Here is a 15,506-nt window from a genome sequence, read left to right as displayed (position 1 = left end):
GGTCGATCTTGCGAAACATGATCCTGATCGCAGCGCTGCTGGCAATGACAACCATGGCAGCAGCCGAGACGATTTATTACGGCTCGCGAGCGGGCATGGTCGTAACCGTCGTCAAGAAGTCGAATTTGAATTCGACGCACGCGAAGATCACCACGATACACACGCGCGAGAACGCGATCCAGTTCTGTCGCGAATACATTCAGAAGGTGACGAAGAAGTGCATTGCCGACAACCTGGCTGAGGGCAAGGAACTGAAGACCGAGATTTCGGCCAACTGCAAAACGGGGAAATTCACCACACTCTACGGGCAGGGCTACCAGTTTCGCGGCCCGAATCCGGATTACGATCCGACCGGGATCAGCACCGAATACCTGATCTTCCAGATCGGCGAGGTGGAGCCGTTGGACGGCAGCATGGCGTCCGGATACCCGGTTGCCCTGGAGCAATTTAAGGCGCTGTGCCCGAAGCGGGTGGACTAGGCGGCCTGTCACCCTATTGCCGGATCGTGCGTTGGACAGCACCAGTCGATATCGATCGCCGCTCGCGATCGGGGCGGTGGCTAGTCGGGCATTCCTCGATGCCGTCGGCAAAGCGTCGGATCAGGCAGGCGGCCGGCAGCCCGCCGTCTTTTCGCGCCCGGCAGCAGCCTCGTTATCTACCATAGATGTGCGATGAGCGCGCGACGTCGCGCACCCGACAGCCTTGGCTAGCTTGGCGCCTGCGGCGTCGTGAACGGAAAGCGATTGGGAGAGAAATTCGCCGCAACGACGTGCGAGACGAAGCCGTCGCGCCACTCATGCAGCATGAACCCGCCCGGTTCGAGGCTTAACGTATGCGGGTTTCCCTCCCGCTGATCCAAAGTGACGGCGTGCGAGGTCCCCGGCGCTATCAAGCCGATCGAAGTACCGAACGCCCTAGTGACGCTGCGGTGAACGTGCCCGCAAACCAGGCGGCTCTCTCCTGGATAAGCGTCGAGCATCACCTGCAAGGCGGCACCGTTGCGCAGGTTGTTGTCATCCATCGGCCGGATGCCTGTCATGAAAGGCGGGTGATGTACGCCTACGAGCACCGGCTTGCCCGCCAATCCCTTGAGGGCGTCGTTCAGGAGATCCAGCGCATCCGCTTCAAGGTGGCCATGGTGATGTCCGTCCACCAGGGAGTCGAGGCAGACCAAACCAAAATCCGGCAGTTCGACGGACCAGCTTATTCCCCCGGTGAGTGGCATCCACTCCTGATCAGCGAAACTTGCCCGCAGGTTGGTGCGCAGATCGTGGTTGCCCGGAATGACACGGTAGGGGATTTTCAGTTCCGACATGATTGCACGGAAGCGCGCATATTCCGCGGAGGAGCCGAAATCGGTCAGGTCACCGGTGACGATCGCCAGATCAACAGGGCCGATGACAGGGAGACAGCGGTTTACCGTTGCCACCGCAGTGGCGAGGGCTGCCCCCGTATCCACCACGCCATAGGCGAGTTGTCCACGCGGTACGATATGAGGATCAGAAAGCTGGATGACTTTGCTCATGCCGCGTCCGCCTGCTCAGGAAGAAGAAGCAACGCCTTGGTCTCGATTGAAATTCGGACATTGTCGCCGACAGAAGGCGGCGGCTGTCCGACATGAAACGCGAAGATGGTTTCGGAGGCGATGCCGGCAATGCCAACCCGATAGTGGGTGCCCAGGAACGTGACGCTTTCCACACGGCCCGACAGCGCCCCATCGCCCACGATATGTACATCCTCGGCCCGGACGAAAACGGAGCAACCGGCTGCATCATCTGGTAATTGAAGCGAGCCGCCCTGGGTGACGAGGCGGCTGCCCGAGATCTCGCCGTCTATTTGCATTGCGTGCCCGACGAATGTAGCGACGAAGCGCGATTTCGGATTGCGGTAGAGTTCTTCGGGGGTGCCGGCCTGCATGATGCGGCCGTGCGACATGACCACGACCCGATCGGCAATGGCCATCGCCTCGTTCTGATCATGCGTGACGAAGATCGCGGTGATGCCGAAGGTACGCAGAAGGCCGGCAAGCTCGTCGCGGAGCTTGTCGCGGAGCGCGGCGTCCAGGGCGGAGAGCGGTTCGTCCAGCAATAGAATCCTTGGCCGCGGCGCGAACGCGCGAGCCAGCGCGACGCGCTGGCGCTGACCGCCCGACAGGGCGGCGATCGAGCGATCCGCATAAGGCTCCAGCTGACAGAGCTTCAGCACCTCCGCAACGCGCCGGTCGATTTCATCCGCCGGAAGCTTCTGCATCTTGAGCCCGTAGGCGATATTCTTGCGCACCGACATGTTGGGAAACAGCGCATAGGACTGGAACACCATTCCTATCTTGCGTTTCTCTACCGGCAGGTCGGTGACGTTGTCCTCCCCGAACCAGATCTCGCTGCCCGCGTCGGGCCGTTCAAGGCCGGCAACCAGGCGCAGAAGCGTCGTCTTACCGCATCCCGACGGGCCGAGCAGCGAGACGATCTCGCCCGGTTCTACATGCAGGTCGGTCGGCGTCAGCGCCACCGTTCCATCGGGATAGGTCTTGGAGCCGGACCGGAGCGTGAGTGTCATTTGCCAATCCTCTGCGCGCGCTGCGAGGCCCATTGCATGGCCATCAGCAGCGGAACGATGATGATGAAGAATACGAGCGTGTAGGCTGACGCCACTTCGAGCCGCATCGACGCGTAACTGTCGGCCAGGCCGACGGGCAGTGTCTTCAGATAGGGTGTGTGAAGCATCCAGGTCAGGTTGAATTCGCCGATCGACAAGGTGACGACCGTCAACGATCCGGCCAGGATGCCAGGCATAGCATTTGGGATGACGACATCGCGGAAACGCTGCCAGGGCGATGCTCCGAGCGAAGCAGCTCCCTCCTCCAGCGTTTTCAAGTCCATGGCCGCGAGGACGGCCAGCGTCGAACGGACCATGAAGGGAAGCGTATAGAGGACGTGCCCTACGAGGATGAAAGTCCAAGAAGTGCGGAACCCCCGCATCGAGCCGTAGAGCTGCAGCAAGGCCAACGCCAAGGCAAGTCCCGGTACGGCCAGCGGCAGCGAAATGAATTCCTCAAGTATGCGGGAGATCCAGCCGGGGCGGCGTGCCAGACCATAGGCGGCAGGCACGCCGATAATCAGCGTGCAGGCCAGACAGGCAACGGCAATCCCGATCGACAGGAATATGCTGTCGAGATACAGGTTCCAAACTTTGCCTATCCACTCCAGAGTCAGCCCCGAAGACAGGCCCAGGCGGTAGTTGACCGTCACCCCGGCCAGTACGGATTGAAGGGTAGGAACCAGGAGGAAGGCGCAGGCCACCAACGTGACGGTGAGCTGCATAGATTTGGCCATTGAGATTTTCATCGACTAGCCTCCCGCCGCTGCGGTCGTGCCCGAGAAGGATCGCGCGATCAGTAGAAGGGCCCAAGTGACGATGCCGAGGGCAACCGAAAGAGCGGAAGCCATGGCTATGTTGGCCGACAGCGTGAACTCGGTGTAGATCACCATCGGCAGCACGTTGATGTCCGTCGCCAGCGTGAACGCGGTTCCGAACGCCCCCATGGCGGTGGCAAAGGCGATGGCACCGGCAGCCACCAGAGACGGCGCCAGGCCTGGCAGAATGACATCGAGGACGACCCGTCCCGGACCGGCGCCCAGCGATCTGGCCGCCTCTTCGAGTGCAGGATCCAGCTTCTCCGTCGCAGCCATCACGGTCAGCAGGACCCGCGGGATCGAAAAATAAAGATAGCCGAGAAACAGACCGAGCATCGAATAGGCAAAGACAACGTGCCCCGATGTGATTTGGCTGAACAGTCCCTGCCGTCCGCCCAGCAGGATGATGAGGAAGCCGATGACCACACCTGGGAAAGCCAGCGGCAATGTCAGGATCGAAAGAATAAGGTCGCGCCCGAAAAAGCGGTTGCGCGCGAGAAACAGCCCCGCCGTTGTCGAGACCGCCAGGGCCGCCAGCGTGACCGCCAGCGAAACGAGAACGGTTTGCAGGAGTGAATCGAGATAGCGAGGCGTGGCAAGAATTTGCCAATAGATCGTCCACCCCGCGGCTCCCTCCCCCGAGCTCAACACCAACCGCACCAGCGGCAGGGCAAGAAAGGCGAGCGTGAAGGCAAACAATGGCGCGAAGCAAAGCGGCACAAAAGCTCGGGAGCTCATGGTCTCTTATCCATTGGAGGAAGGTTCCGGGACCATGAGGCGGTCCCGGTAAGGATTGTCGTCGGCGCGGACGGCCCGATCGCCGCTACTTGACTTCGTTGAGGTAACGTTCGCCGAACCCGGCCTGAGCCTTTTCCAATTCGGCGTAGTCGACCGAAATTGCGCGCTCGTATTCGGAGTCGGGCAGGAGCTTGCCAGCCATGTCTTCGGGGAGTTTGATCGGCCGAGCCGGATGAAGATAAGCCTTGGCCCAGATTGCCTGTCCTTCGTCCGAAAGGACGAAGTCGAGAACCTTCTTGGCCGCCTCCGGATGCGGAGCTCCCTTGACGAGGCTCATGACGTAGGGAACGCGAACCGAACCTTCGCAAGGCAGGACGAATTCGAAGTGCCCGCCTTCCTCATACTTGGCCCGATAGGCGTTGAAGTCATAGTCGAACAAAATCGGAATTTCGCCCGACACGACGCGAGCATATGCGGTTTGCTTCGGCACGATCGGGTTGTTGGCGGCGAGTTCCTTGAAATACTCGATGGCCGGATCGAAATTCGACAGATCGCCGCCAAAGGCATGATTGACGGCCACCGCCCCGGCATAACCGACGAAGGCGGAGGACGGATCGAGGTAGCCGACCATCCCGCGATATTCGGGCTTCTTCAGGTCCGCGAAGCATTTGGGCACTTCCGCACCGCCCAGCGCGTCGACATTCACGAAGAGGCCGATCGTGCCGTAGTGGACTGAAAACCAATTGCCGTCCGGATCCTTCAGGCCCTCCGGAATCTGATCGAACAGAGCAGGCTTGTAGGGTTCGACCACGCCGTCGCGTGCCGCCGTTATCCCGCCGGTCACGCCAAGATAGACGACATCGGCAACCGGACTGCCGCGCTCGGCCAGAAGCTGGCTCAACGCCTGTCCCGAGTTCTTGTTGTCATGAGGCATCTGGATATCGAGGCGTTCCTTGATCGCCTCCAACATCGAAGACCAGTTGGCCCATTGCGGCGGGCAATTGTAGCACACGGCGTCTTCGGCATGAGCCGGGATGGTGAGCAAGCTTGCCAGCACAAAAAGTGCCATTATATGTTTCATTTCCGTCTCTCCTCCGAGGTCAATTTCACGTTCTTGCGGGGCGAGATATGCTGGTGGGGAAGCGGCAACTTCTCCACCAGCGGCTTGCCGGTTGCGGCCGGCCCAAGGCTGCCTCCGGATCGAAAAGAGAATCCTGCCACCCTCGAATCGAGGTGTGCATCGGCGAGATGCCCCATCGAAAGGACCATGTCTGCGGCCGCACGCCCCATCGCATAGGGATCCGTCACAACGGTGGCCAAGGTTGGCTCGAGCATTTGTCCGAATTCGATCCCGTCGAAGCCCACGATCGACAGATCGGCAGGCACCTTCAGACCGAGTTCGCGCAGGGCCGCGATAATGGCGATCGCCAACTGGTCGTTCGAAGCAAATATGCCGGTCGCCTCGGGGTTTGCGCGCAGAAATGTCTCCAGATCTTCTTTGAGTCTGTTCGGCCGGTCCTCGATCTCGAGGACCGCCGGCATATCGAGGCCCAAATCGTTACAGGCTGCCTCGAGCCCCTCTAGCCGCTGTGAGGCGCGGTCCGAACTACTTAACCGCAACGCGACGTAGACAAAATGACGGTGTCCGGCATTTGCAAAGGCACGCACGACTTCGTAGGCCGCGGCCCTGTTGTCGACGCCACAGGCGTTTGGGGAGCCAGGATCGTGATTGAACAACAGGCAATGGGGCACCTGCCGGGACCGGACAAGATCCAGCGCCGCCGACGCTTTCGGGTCGTTCACGGTCAGGACCAGCGCCTCGACCCGTTTGGCGATCAGGTTGCGGACCGCCAAGAACTCTCGCTCCGGATCGTAGTTGCTGCATGAGAGCAAAAGGTGACGCCCCTTGCCAACCACCACATCCTGAATGCCCTGAACGGCAACTGAATAGACCGGATTGGAAATCGAAGGCACAACGCAGCCGATCGTTTTGGTGGCCTGGTTGCGAAAAGACCGGCCGATATCGCTGAAGTCGAAGCCGAGCTGCTGCGCTGCAGCAAGAACCTTCTCGCGCAATTGTGGACTGACATATCCACTTCGGTTCAGGACGCGGCTGGCAGAGGCAATGCCGCAGCCGGCCAACATGGCCACGTCCTTTATCGTGGAATTCCTATTCGCACGATCAACCATCTTCTCCTCCGATATGGAAACGTTTCCACATCTCCGTTTTATTGTCAACGGGTAACGTTGTCGGGTGCTTCGCCGGATTTCTTGTCCGGTGAGCCCGAGATATCGAAACGGAGTGCTTATCGAATCGTGGAGACGAGATCGCCGAGACCGGCCGCTACCGCCCGCGGTGCGGCATGTCGGCCGGCCTATGCTTACAGCCTTTGGTGAGACGCCCGTAGCCCGCCGGAGTGCGCGGCGATCCGCCCCGATCCGCCGGTGGTCGGTCGTTCCGCAGTCACCGGGGTAAGCTCCTGCGCCAGATACTCGGCGATGCGGCGAACGCGCTGGTTCAGCGCTTCGATGTCGTTCGATATTCCATCGATCGCTCGCGATAGATTTTCCTGATGATCGTCATGCCTTCGCCGCACCGGCCCCTCGCCCAGTCCGGTCAGTAGCCAGATCGGGCTGACACCCAGCACGCCGGCCATCATCGTCAACCTGTTCGCGCGCGGAACGTCACGGTCGCATTCCCAGGCGCGCCAGCTCGACGCAAGGACGCCGAGCCGCTGCGCCGCATCCTCCATGGAAAGAGCCTTTGCATCGCGGGCGAGGGACACCCGGCCGCCCAGCGTTTCGTCGCAGGGGTCCGCATGGTCGTTGCCAAACATCGTTCGTTCTCCAGTTCGTCGTCATTCGGATCGGATGGATCGGGATGGACGCGAACGACGCGCATTTCCGGCGTCGCTCGCTGTGCGTGGCCGGCGTGTTACTTGCCGAGCCATTCCTTCACCCGGTCGGGATGATCCTTGATGTATTTGTCGACGGCCTTCTCGTAGGAGGTTTCCTGCGCGTCGAACATGGCCGCCTCAAGCTCCGGGATCGGCAGCTTCATGCGCGACAGGAGTTCGGCAACCTTGGGGTTCTCGTCCTTGAACCCCTTGCGGGCGAGGATGTCGATGTGCTCGGCCTTGCCGAGCGAACCCTTGGGGTCTTCGATGTAGCGCAGCTTGTACTTGCCGAACATCCAGTGCGGGCTCCAGGCCGTGGCGACGAACCACTTTTCGGAGCGCATATCGCGGTCGACGGTCGTCAGCATGCCGGCCTCGCTGGAGATCTTGAGCTTGTAATCGAGGCCGTAATCCTTGATGGCCTTCTCGGAAAGGCGCGTCAGGCCGGCGCCGGGATCGATGCCCTGCACCTCGCCGCCGAGCTTCTCCTTCACCTCGTCCTTCTTCAGGTCCTCGATGGAGGCGATCTCGCTTTCGGGGATGTATTGCGGCACCACCCAGCCGAGCTTGGCGCCGTCATAGATGGTGCCCAGAGTATCGACCTTGGCTTCCACGCGCTTGAAGTAGTCGGCGTGGGTTTCCGGCAGCCATGCCATCATCATGGCGTCGATGTCGCCGCGGCTGACGCCCTGGTAGAGCGGGGCGACATCGGTCTGCACCAGCTCGACCTTGGTGTCGAGATTGTCCTGGATGAGCCTGGCGGCGAGCTTGGTGACGAATTCGGCGTCGGACCACGCGGCCCAGCCGAGCCTGACCGGCTTGCCGTCCGCGGCGAACGCCGTCGTGGCGACGCTGCCGGCCATCAGCACGGCAAGGCCGATGCGTGTCAGTGTTCTGAACATAGTCTGCTCCTTCTTGTTTTCGGGAGTTTCAAGCAGCGGCGGAGCGCCGCTCGTCGTCAGCCGGAACGCTGTTCGGCGGAGTCGCTTGCAAGCGCCCTCCGGCTTTGCGGAAGGCAAGGAAGCTCAGGAAGCCCGAGCCGCCCCTGCCAAAACTCTGGGTGATCCGGTCGAGGACCACGGCCAGGATGACGACGGCGAGGCCACCCTCGAAACCGCCGCCGACATCGAGGCGCTGGATGCCGGTGAGCACGGAATTGCCGAGCCCGCCTGCCCCGATCATCGAGGCGATGACGACCATCGAGAGCGACAGCATGATGGTCTGGTTGACGCCGGCCATGATCGAGGGCAACGCGTTGGGCAATTGCACCTTGAACAGAAGCTGCGCCGGCGTGCAGCCGAAAGCGAGCCCCGCCTCCACAAACTCGGAATGCACCTGGCGAATGCCGAGATTGGTCAGCCGCACCACCGGCGGCATGGCGAAGATGACGGTGGCGATGGTGCCGGGCACCGCGCCGAGGCCGAAGAACATGGCGGCCGGGATCAGGTAGACGAAGGCCGGCATCGTCTGCATGAGGTCGAGCACCGGCCTGAAGATACCGGCCACCCTGTTCGAGCGCGCCATCGCGATGCCGGCAGGGATACCGATGACGACGGCGACCGCCGTTGCCGACAGCACCAGCGACAGCGTCTCCATCGTGCCTTCCCACAGCGCCATGTGGTTGACCAGCGCCAGCGCCACGACCGTGAAGACGGCGAATTTCCAGCCGACCCGCCACAGCGACAGAAGCGCGAGGATGGCGATGCCGGCAAAGGGCGGAATGGCGGTCAGCACGCCCTCGACACCGTTGGTGACGAAGCCGATGCCGGCGGCGATGGCATCCAGCGCCGGCGTGAAATGGTCGAGGATGTAATTGACCGTGACGTCGGCGCCGTGGCCGACACTGAAATCGAAGTCCATGGATGTTTCCTTCGGTTCGGCTCAACCTGTGCGGTCGAGCGTTTCCAGAAGCGACGACTTGCTGAGCGAGCCGACATAGCGGCCCTCTTCGTCGACGACGGGCACCGGCCAGCGGCTTGCCGCCACCAGGCCGAGCACGTTCGACAGGGATTCGCTGGCGTCGATCGGCTTCACGTCCGGCAGGAAGGCGTCGAGATAGGGCGAGGCGATCTTGGCCTTGACGTTCTCGACCAACGCGTCCTGGCTGACCATGCCGCGGTACTTCCTGTCGCGGCCGACGACGATGGCGACGTCCCGGCCCGATTGCTCCATCCGCTCGAGTGCGGCCGCCGCCGAGGCGCCCTGCCGGTCGATGAGGGTGAGCTGCGTCTTGCGGGCGATGTCGCCGGCCTTGAAAACCTGCGAGACGTCGACGTTGCGGAAGAAGGAGCGGACGTAATCGTTGGCGGGCCGCGAGACGATCTCGTCGGGCGTGCCGACCTGCACCACCTTGCCGTGCTGCATGATGCAGATGCGGTCGCCGATGCGCATGGCCTCGTCGAGATCGTGGCTGACGAAGACGACGGTGCGGCTCTGCTCAGCCTGAAGCCGCATCAACTCGTCCTGCATCTCGGTGCGGATAAGCGGGTCGAGCGCGGAAAAGGCCTCGTCCATGAGCAGGATCGTCGGCTCGCTGGCCAGCGCGCGGGCGAGACCGACGCGCTGCTTCATGCCGCCGGACAATTCGTCCGGCCTGCTTTGCGCATAATCCTTCAGACCGACCGAATCGAGCGCGGCGAGCGCCTTTTCGGTCCGCTCGGCCTCGCCGACGCCGGCGATTTCGAGGCCGAAGGCGGCGTTGTTGAGTACGTTGCGGTTGGGAAGCAGGGCGAAGGACTGGAACACCATGCTCATGTCGCGCCGGCGCAACTGGATGAGATCGCGCTGCGAGATCTTGGTGATGTCCCGGCCGTTGATCTCGACCACGCCGGCGGTCGGCTCGATCAGGCGGTTGAGGAGACGAAGCAGGGTCGATTTGCCGGAACCCGACAGGCCCATGATGACGAAGATCTCGCCGTCCATGATGTCGAAGCTGGCGTCGTCGACGCCGATCGCGCTGCCCGTGGCGGCATGGATTTCGACTTTGCTCTTGCCGGCTCGCGCCATCTCCAATGCTTGCGCGGAGCCTTCTCCGAAAACCTTGTAGACATTTCTCAGCCCGACTTTGACACCAGGCTCTCTATCGTATTCATTCAATGCTACAGTCAATGCAACTCTCAAGATTAAAACCCGCTTGCCTCGGCGGATAATCTCTCCTTTGTTTCGGATAAATACACGGCATCCCCACCCTGCCGCGCTCGCGATACGTGAATTCTCACCGCCAAAGCGGAAGGATTCGCCCGTTACGTTCGTTTATATAAGCCCTACAAAACGGCCTGTCCACCCAACGACCGCTTCCAAAGCGGATCGGCGATGCCGCCGCCCGCGCCGCATCATTGAAAGCAAGCGTTTTGCCGGCTAAGGATCGGTCGTCCTTACCGGGCGCCGGGATCGCCACCGTGGCCGGCGTCTTCACCAACTGGCCGTTCGCTCGGGGCTGGCGGCCAGCGCGATCGACTCGGCGACCTGCGCGGCCCTTTCTTCCGGCAGGACGCTGGTCGCGAGACGGATGGCGTTCGTCGCGCCGGGCGAGAATTTGGCGCCGGCGTTCACGGCTATGCCGCGCGAGGCCAGCGTGACCATTGCGTAGCTTTCCTGCGCGACGGGGATCAGCACACTGAGGCCGTGACCCGCCCTGACGGTGACGCCGCGCCGCCCAAGCTCCTCGGCGAGAAGTTCCCGACGGCGTTTGTAAACATCGCGTGCCCACGCCACCGTCGCGGCCGTCGCCGGATCGGTGAGCAGCCACGCGGTCGCGGCCTGCAGGATGCGGCTCGTCCAACCCGAGCTGAAACTGCGATAAGACTGGATCTGCTCGACGAGCGTCGCCGAACTGGAAAGAACCGCGAGGCGCAGATCCGGACCATGCGTCTTGGAGAAGGAGAGGACGTGGATGACGCGGCCGGGAAAGCGGCGGCCGAGCGAAATGCGCGGCGCCGCGCAGACGCCACCGACGCCGTCGTCCTCGATGATCAACGCGTCGGTTCCGGCGAGCACGTCCCCCAGTGCCTCAAGCCGTTGCGCCGACACCAGCGCCCCGGTCACGGAATGCACGCGCGGCTGGAAGATGAAAGCGGCCGGGCGCTGCTCCAACGCGCTTGCCAGCGATTGCGGCAACGGCCCTGCCTCATCGCATTCGACCGGCAGGATCGGCACATTGAGGTCTTCCAGGATGTCCAGCAGGCGCAGCGCGGTCGGGTCTTCGATCGCCACCGGAACGCCGGGCCGGACAAGGGCGTGGAGAAGCGTATAGATCGCGTTGTAGCCACCATTGGTGGCCAGAAAGGCACCCGGCTCGTAAGGCCAGTCCGGCCGCACGGCCGCCTCCAGCTCCGGCAGGATGCGCACACGCTCGTAGCTGTTGAGGCGTCCGGCCTGAGCGCCGTGCGCGAGGGCCGCACCGAGCGGCGGCAGCAGCGATATGTCGGGCTCGGCGATCGCCAGGTTGAGGACGCCCGCTCCGTAGTTCCCGCTGCTCATGAGCCGTTCCGGCCTCGCGGTGAACCGGTCGGTCCTGATCCAGGCGCCGTTACGCCCTCGCCCGTCGATGATCCTGTGGCGCCTCAGATCGCTCCAGGCCATCGAGACGGTCGCCGGACTGACCCCCAGCGCGTAGGCGATGTCGCGCACCGGCGGCAGCCGGGAGCCGACCGGCAGCGCGCCGTTGCGGATGAGTGCCGCCGTTTCACGCGCGATCCCCCGGGCGGTGCGGTCGCCGAGCCGCTGCGCGAACCATTCCGCGTCGAAATCGCCCATTGGTTCCCCGAATTAATGTTCAATAACGTAATAACGTTTGATCGGAGTATGCTAAACATTTAACGGCAGATTTGTCCAATTGTGCCTGCGAGTTTCTCATGCCTGTTTCCATTCGGTTCGCCACCCGCGACTGGGACTACCTCACCCCGCTGATCCTGGGCGACGTGAAGTCCGACAGGCTCGACGTGTCCATAGACCGGGTGGGCACGCTGATCCCGGACCTGGCAACCGATCCGGCCTACGACGCGGCCGAAGTGTCCTTCAGCCGCTATGTCTCGGCGATGGCCGAAGGCGGCGACGGCATCGTCGGCATGCCGTGCTTCATCATGCGTGGGTTTCGGCACCGCTGCATCATCACCACCGAAGCCAGCCCGCTGGAACGGCTCGACCAGCTCGCCGGCAAGCGCATCGGTGTCACCGGCTGGCGCGATTCCGGCAACACCTGGACGCGCGCTGCGCTGCGCCGGGAGGGTGTCGGCGTCGAGGATGCCTATTGGTTCGCCGGCCGGCTGACCGCGGAGCATCCGATCGTCGATCGGCTCGACGGCTTCGGCCGGCCCGGGCGCATCGAGGCGGCGCCGGGCGAGCGGCCGATGATGGAGCTTCTGGCGGAAGGCGAACTCGACGCGGTATTCACGCCGTTCATGCCGGCCGACTTTTTCCGGCCAGGATCCGGGTTCCGCCAGTTGGTCAGGGATTTCCGAACCGCCGAGCGGCGCTATTTCGATGACGTGGGCTACGTTCCCGGCATGCATCTGGTGGCGGTGAAGAGCGAGATCGCCGACCGGCATCCATGGTTGCCGGAGGAACTGTCGCGCCTTGTCGACGAAAGCCAACGCCTGTGGACCGCCAAGCGTCGCAAATATGCCGAGACCTCGCCATGGATCATCGAGGAACTGCTGGAAGCCGCACACGCTCTGCCGCCAGCCTGGAACGATAGCGGCATGGAGGTAAACCGCCGTATGATAGAGGATTTCGCCGGCGAACTGCATGTGCAGGAAATCCTGTCCCGTCGGGTGTCGGCCGAGGAGTTGTTTCCCTTTGCCGCGAGCTTGCGGGCGGCATCGGCATGATCGGGTTCATTTCAACATCGGGAAGGAGAACAAAATGAAACTGAAAGGCATTCTGATCGCGTCGTTCGCGGTGATGATGGCGCAGGGCGCACTGGCGCAGGACATCCAGAAGCAGAGCGTCAACGACGAATTGCGCGCCCGCCTGCCGAAGGAGATCGTCGACGCCGGCAAGATGACAACCGTCAACAACGGTTCCTTCCCGCCCTACGAGATCGTCACCGGGACAGAACTGACCGGCGCGACCAAGGACTTTTCGGACGCCATCGGCCAGCTTCTCGGTGTCGAGATCGACCACGCTTCGGTGGCCGGCCTTCCGGCCCTGCTCAGCGGCATCAACTCGGGCCGCTACCAGTTCGCCATGGGTCCGGTCGGCGACTATCCGGATCGGCAGAAGTCGAACGACTTCGTCGACTGGGTGCGCGAATACGTCGTCTTCGCAGTGCAGAAGGGCAATCCGGCCGGCATCACCTCGCTCGATACCGCCTGCGGCAAGCGCATAGCCGTGATGTCCGGCGGCTCGGCCGAGAAGGTCATCAAGGAGCAGTCGAAGAAGTGCACCGACGACGGCAAGACGGCCGTCGAGGTTCAGTCCTTCACCGATCAGCCGAGCTCGATTCTCGCGGTGCGCTCGAAGCGTTCCGACGCTTTCTTCTCGTCGCAGGCGCCGCTGACCTATTTTGTCCAGCAGGCGAACGGCCAGCTCGAACTGGCCGCCGTCGGCAAACCGAACGGTTTTAAGGACATCTACCAGGGCGCGGTCGTGCCGAAGGGCTCGCCGCTCGGCGAGGTGCTGCGCGACTCCTTCAAGATCCTGATGGACAACGGCACCTATGCCGCCATCATGAAGAAGTGGGGCCTGGAGAACAACATGATCGACAAGCCCGGCATCAACCAGGGTCAGTAAGGAGCGGATCATGACGGACACCGCCCGCCTCGCGGCAAGATTGCCGCGCCTCGAAGAGGATGAATTGCGCGACGTGCGCAGGGCCCACCGGCCCTTCCCGCTCGACCGGGTCATCCTGTGGGGCGTGACGCTTATCCTGGCGGGCGGTTTCGCCTACATCGTCGCCATCAATCCCAATTTCGAATGGCCCGTCGTCGCGCAGTATTTCTTCGACCCGACGGTCATGCAGGGGCTGACGGTGACGCTCGGCCTCACCGTCGTCGGCATGGCGATCGGCATCGCGCTCGGCCTTCTGCTGGCGATCGCCCGCATGTCGAAGGATCGTTTGGCGTGGTCGCTCTCGGCGCTGTTCATCTGGTTCTTCCGCGGCACGCCGCTGCTGGTCCAGCTGATCTTCTGGTACAACATGTCGACGCTGTTCCCGCGCATCTCCATCGGCATAGCGAGCTGGGACACCAACGACCTGATCACGCCGCTGACGGCGGCGGTGCTCGGCCTTGCGCTCAACGAGGCGGCCTACATGGCGGAAATCATACGCGGCGGACTGCTGTCGGTCGACAAGGGCCAGGCCGAAACGGCCGAAGCCTTCGGCATGACGCGCGGCCGCGCACTGCGCCGCGTCATCATCCCGCAGGCGATGAAGTCCATCGTGCCGCCGACCGGAAACCAGCTCATCAGCATGATCAAGGCGACCTCGCTGGTCAGCGTCATCGCCATGGCCGACCTGCTCTACTCGGTGCAGTCGATCTACAACCGAACCTTCGAGATCATCCCGCTCCTGATGGTCGCGGTGCTGTGGTATCTTCTGATTACTTCCATCCTGAATGTCGGCCAGAGCGCGATCGAGCGCTACTATGCCCGCGGTGACCGCGGCACGGGAAATGCACCGGCCGCACCCGATCCCCGCAACCAGCCGGAGCCAGCATGATGAGCGCGCCTGATCGTCCGTTGGTGCGGGCGCGCAACGTCCACAAGGCGTTCGGCTCCAACGAAGTGCTGAAGGGCATCGATCTCGACGTTGCACCCGGAGAGACGGTGGTCATCCTCGGCCCGTCCGGCTCCGGCAAGTCGACCTTCCTGCGCTGCATCAACCATCTCGAAACGATCGACCAGGGCGCGATCGAGGTCGCTGGCGAGCAGATCGGCTATCGCCTGCGCAATGGCCGGCTCGACCGGCTGTCGGACCGCGAGATCGCACGCCAGCGCCGCAAGATCGGCATGGTGTTCCAGCAATTCAACCTCTACCCGCACATGACGGCGCTGGAGAATGTCATCGAGGCGCCTGTCGGCGTCCATGGCCAGGGGCGCGACGAGGCCGTACGCTACGCCCGCGAACTGCTCACCCGCGTCGGGCTGGAGCAGAAGATGGACGCCTATCCGCGCCAGCTCTCCGGCGGCCAGCAGCAGCGCGTCGCCATCGCCCGCGCGCTGGCGATCAGGCCGACACTCATGCTGTTCGACGAGCCGACCTCGGCCCTCGATCCGGAACTGGTCGGTGAGGTTCTGGCGACGATGCGCGACCTCGCCAACCAGGGCCTGACGATGATCGTCGTCACCCATGAGATCGGCTTCGCCCGCGAGGCGGCGGACCGCGTTGTCTTCATGGACGGCGGCAACGTCATCGAGACCGGCCCGCCGGGCGAAGTTCTCACCAACCCGTCGCATCCGCGCACCCGCAGCTTCCTCAGCCGCTTCATCTGACGGCGGCGTCCGCCCCTTCCAAGTC

General features: G+C 62.9%; 16 protein-coding genes. 5 read left to right on the top strand and 11 right to left on the bottom strand.

The window, feature by feature from the left end; translation table 11 throughout:
* Window positions 1-17: 17 nt before the first annotated feature.
* Complete coding sequence (locus FGU64_RS18990; protein ID WP_139955451.1) at window positions 18-479, top strand: hypothetical protein; 462 nt, start codon at window positions 18-20, stop codon at window positions 477-479.
* 227 nt (window positions 480-706) lie between these two features.
* Here FGU64_RS18990 and FGU64_RS18985 read toward each other — a convergent pair whose 3' ends face one another.
* The 11 genes from FGU64_RS18985 to FGU64_RS18935 form a co-directional block, all read right to left on the bottom strand.
* Window positions 707-1,525, bottom strand: a complete 819-nt coding sequence (locus FGU64_RS18985) for a phosphodiesterase (protein WP_139954576.1) — start codon at window positions 1,523-1,525, stop codon at window positions 707-709.
* Entirely contained in the window at window positions 1,522-2,556 is a 1,035-nt protein-coding gene (locus tag FGU64_RS18980) for an ABC transporter ATP-binding protein (RefSeq protein WP_139954575.1), read from the bottom strand. The genes FGU64_RS18985 and FGU64_RS18980 overlap by 4 nt, the downstream gene beginning before the upstream one ends.
* Complete coding sequence (locus tag FGU64_RS18975; protein ID WP_139954574.1) at window positions 2,553-3,344, bottom strand: ABC transporter permease subunit; 792 nt, start codon at window positions 3,342-3,344, stop codon at window positions 2,553-2,555. The genes FGU64_RS18980 and FGU64_RS18975 overlap by 4 nt, the downstream gene beginning before the upstream one ends.
* A gap of 3 nt (window positions 3,345-3,347) precedes the next feature.
* Window positions 3,348-4,151, bottom strand: a complete 804-nt coding sequence (locus tag FGU64_RS18970) for an ABC transporter permease (protein WP_139954573.1) — start codon at window positions 4,149-4,151, stop codon at window positions 3,348-3,350.
* Window positions 4,152-4,236: 85 nt separating this feature from the next.
* The gene (locus tag FGU64_RS18965; RefSeq protein ID WP_139954572.1) at window positions 4,237-5,232 is read right to left on the bottom strand and encodes an ABC transporter substrate-binding protein; all 996 of its coding nucleotides are present in this window, start codon (window positions 5,230-5,232) and stop codon (window positions 4,237-4,239) included.
* Window positions 5,229-6,341 carry a LacI family DNA-binding transcriptional regulator gene (locus tag FGU64_RS18960; protein WP_139954571.1) on the bottom strand — a complete coding sequence of 371 codons (1,113 nt, stop codon included), beginning with the start codon at window positions 6,339-6,341 and terminating at the stop codon, window positions 5,229-5,231. The genes FGU64_RS18965 and FGU64_RS18960 overlap by 4 nt, the downstream gene beginning before the upstream one ends.
* 191 nt (window positions 6,342-6,532) lie before the next feature.
* Window positions 6,533-6,988 carry a helix-turn-helix transcriptional regulator gene (locus tag FGU64_RS18955; RefSeq protein WP_139954570.1) on the bottom strand — a complete coding sequence of 152 codons (456 nt, stop codon included), beginning with the start codon at window positions 6,986-6,988 and terminating at the stop codon, window positions 6,533-6,535.
* Between the two features lie 98 nt (window positions 6,989-7,086).
* Window positions 7,087-7,950 (bottom strand): glycine betaine ABC transporter substrate-binding protein, encoded by an 864-nt coding sequence (locus FGU64_RS18950; protein WP_139954569.1) that lies wholly within the window; start codon window positions 7,948-7,950, stop codon window positions 7,087-7,089.
* Window positions 7,951-7,978: 28 nt separating this feature from the next.
* Window positions 7,979-8,908 carry a proline/glycine betaine ABC transporter permease gene (locus FGU64_RS18945; RefSeq protein ID WP_139954568.1) on the bottom strand — a complete coding sequence of 310 codons (930 nt, stop codon included), beginning with the start codon at window positions 8,906-8,908 and terminating at the stop codon, window positions 7,979-7,981.
* Window positions 8,909-8,929: 21 nt separating this feature from the next.
* Window positions 8,930-10,144 (bottom strand): glycine betaine/L-proline ABC transporter ATP-binding protein ProV, encoded by a 1,215-nt coding sequence (gene proV, locus FGU64_RS18940; RefSeq protein ID WP_139955450.1) that lies wholly within the window; start codon window positions 10,142-10,144, stop codon window positions 8,930-8,932.
* A 315-nt stretch (window positions 10,145-10,459) separates the two neighbouring features.
* Window positions 10,460-11,803, bottom strand: a complete 1,344-nt coding sequence (locus FGU64_RS18935) for an aminotransferase class I/II-fold pyridoxal phosphate-dependent enzyme (protein WP_139954567.1) — start codon at window positions 11,801-11,803, stop codon at window positions 10,460-10,462.
* 98 nt (window positions 11,804-11,901) lie between these two features.
* Here FGU64_RS18935 and FGU64_RS18930 point away from each other — a divergent pair, with 98 nt between their 5' ends.
* The 4 genes from FGU64_RS18930 to FGU64_RS18915 are packed head-to-tail and all read left to right on the top strand — an operon-like array spanning window position 11,902 to window position 15,481.
* Window positions 11,902-12,876, top strand: coding sequence for a nitrate ABC transporter substrate-binding protein (locus tag FGU64_RS18930; RefSeq protein ID WP_139954566.1), 975 nt, complete (start codon window positions 11,902-11,904; stop codon window positions 12,874-12,876).
* A 34-nt stretch (window positions 12,877-12,910) separates the two neighbouring features.
* On the top strand, window positions 12,911-13,780 hold the full coding sequence (locus FGU64_RS18925) for an ABC transporter substrate-binding protein (RefSeq protein ID WP_139954565.1): 870 nt from the start codon (window positions 12,911-12,913) through the stop codon (window positions 13,778-13,780).
* A 10-nt stretch (window positions 13,781-13,790) separates the two neighbouring features.
* Window positions 13,791-14,708 carry an amino acid ABC transporter permease gene (locus FGU64_RS18920; protein ID WP_139954564.1) on the top strand — a complete coding sequence of 306 codons (918 nt, stop codon included), beginning with the start codon at window positions 13,791-13,793 and terminating at the stop codon, window positions 14,706-14,708.
* Entirely contained in the window at window positions 14,708-15,481 is a 774-nt protein-coding gene (locus FGU64_RS18915; RefSeq protein ID WP_139954563.1) for an amino acid ABC transporter ATP-binding protein, read from the top strand. The genes FGU64_RS18920 and FGU64_RS18915 overlap by 1 nt, the downstream gene beginning before the upstream one ends.
* Window positions 15,482-15,506: the final 25 nt, after the last annotated feature.

The organism is Mesorhizobium sp. 8, from assembly GCF_006351905.1.
Classification (GTDB): domain Bacteria; phylum Pseudomonadota; class Alphaproteobacteria; order Rhizobiales; family Rhizobiaceae; genus Mesorhizobium; species Mesorhizobium composti.
Note: the sequence above shows the minus strand (reverse complement) of the source record. Positions and strands in the feature narration are given on the sequence as shown.

Coding starts and splice junctions, on each gene's coding strand:
- FGU64_RS18920 (WP_139954564.1), top strand. CDS start 13,791: ATGACGGACACCGCCCGCCTCGCGGCAAGATTGCCGCGCCTCGAAGAG.
- FGU64_RS18950 (WP_139954569.1), bottom strand. CDS start 7,950: ATGTTCAGAACACTGACACGCATCGGCCTTGCCGTGCTGATGGCCGGC.
- FGU64_RS18980 (WP_139954575.1), bottom strand. CDS start 2,556: ATGACACTCACGCTCCGGTCCGGCTCCAAGACCTATCCCGATGGAACG.
- FGU64_RS18985 (WP_139954576.1), bottom strand. CDS start 1,525: ATGAGCAAAGTCATCCAGCTTTCTGATCCTCATATCGTACCGCGTGGA.
- FGU64_RS18915 (WP_139954563.1), top strand. CDS start 14,708: ATGAGCGCGCCTGATCGTCCGTTGGTGCGGGCGCGCAACGTCCACAAG.
- FGU64_RS18990 (WP_139955451.1), top strand. CDS start 18: ATGATCCTGATCGCAGCGCTGCTGGCAATGACAACCATGGCAGCAGCC.
- FGU64_RS18930 (WP_139954566.1), top strand. CDS start 11,902: ATGCCTGTTTCCATTCGGTTCGCCACCCGCGACTGGGACTACCTCACC.
- FGU64_RS18935 (WP_139954567.1), bottom strand. CDS start 11,803: ATGGGCGATTTCGACGCGGAATGGTTCGCGCAGCGGCTCGGCGACCGC.
- FGU64_RS18975 (WP_139954574.1), bottom strand. CDS start 3,344: ATGAAAATCTCAATGGCCAAATCTATGCAGCTCACCGTCACGTTGGTG.
- FGU64_RS18955 (WP_139954570.1), bottom strand. CDS start 6,988: ATGTTTGGCAACGACCATGCGGACCCCTGCGACGAAACGCTGGGCGGC.
- FGU64_RS18925 (WP_139954565.1), top strand. CDS start 12,911: ATGAAACTGAAAGGCATTCTGATCGCGTCGTTCGCGGTGATGATGGCG.
- FGU64_RS18970 (WP_139954573.1), bottom strand. CDS start 4,151: ATGAGCTCCCGAGCTTTTGTGCCGCTTTGCTTCGCGCCATTGTTTGCC.
- FGU64_RS18965 (WP_139954572.1), bottom strand. CDS start 5,232: ATGAAACATATAATGGCACTTTTTGTGCTGGCAAGCTTGCTCACCATC.
- FGU64_RS18960 (WP_139954571.1), bottom strand. CDS start 6,341: ATGGTTGATCGTGCGAATAGGAATTCCACGATAAAGGACGTGGCCATG.
- FGU64_RS18945 (WP_139954568.1), bottom strand. CDS start 8,908: ATGGACTTCGATTTCAGTGTCGGCCACGGCGCCGACGTCACGGTCAAT.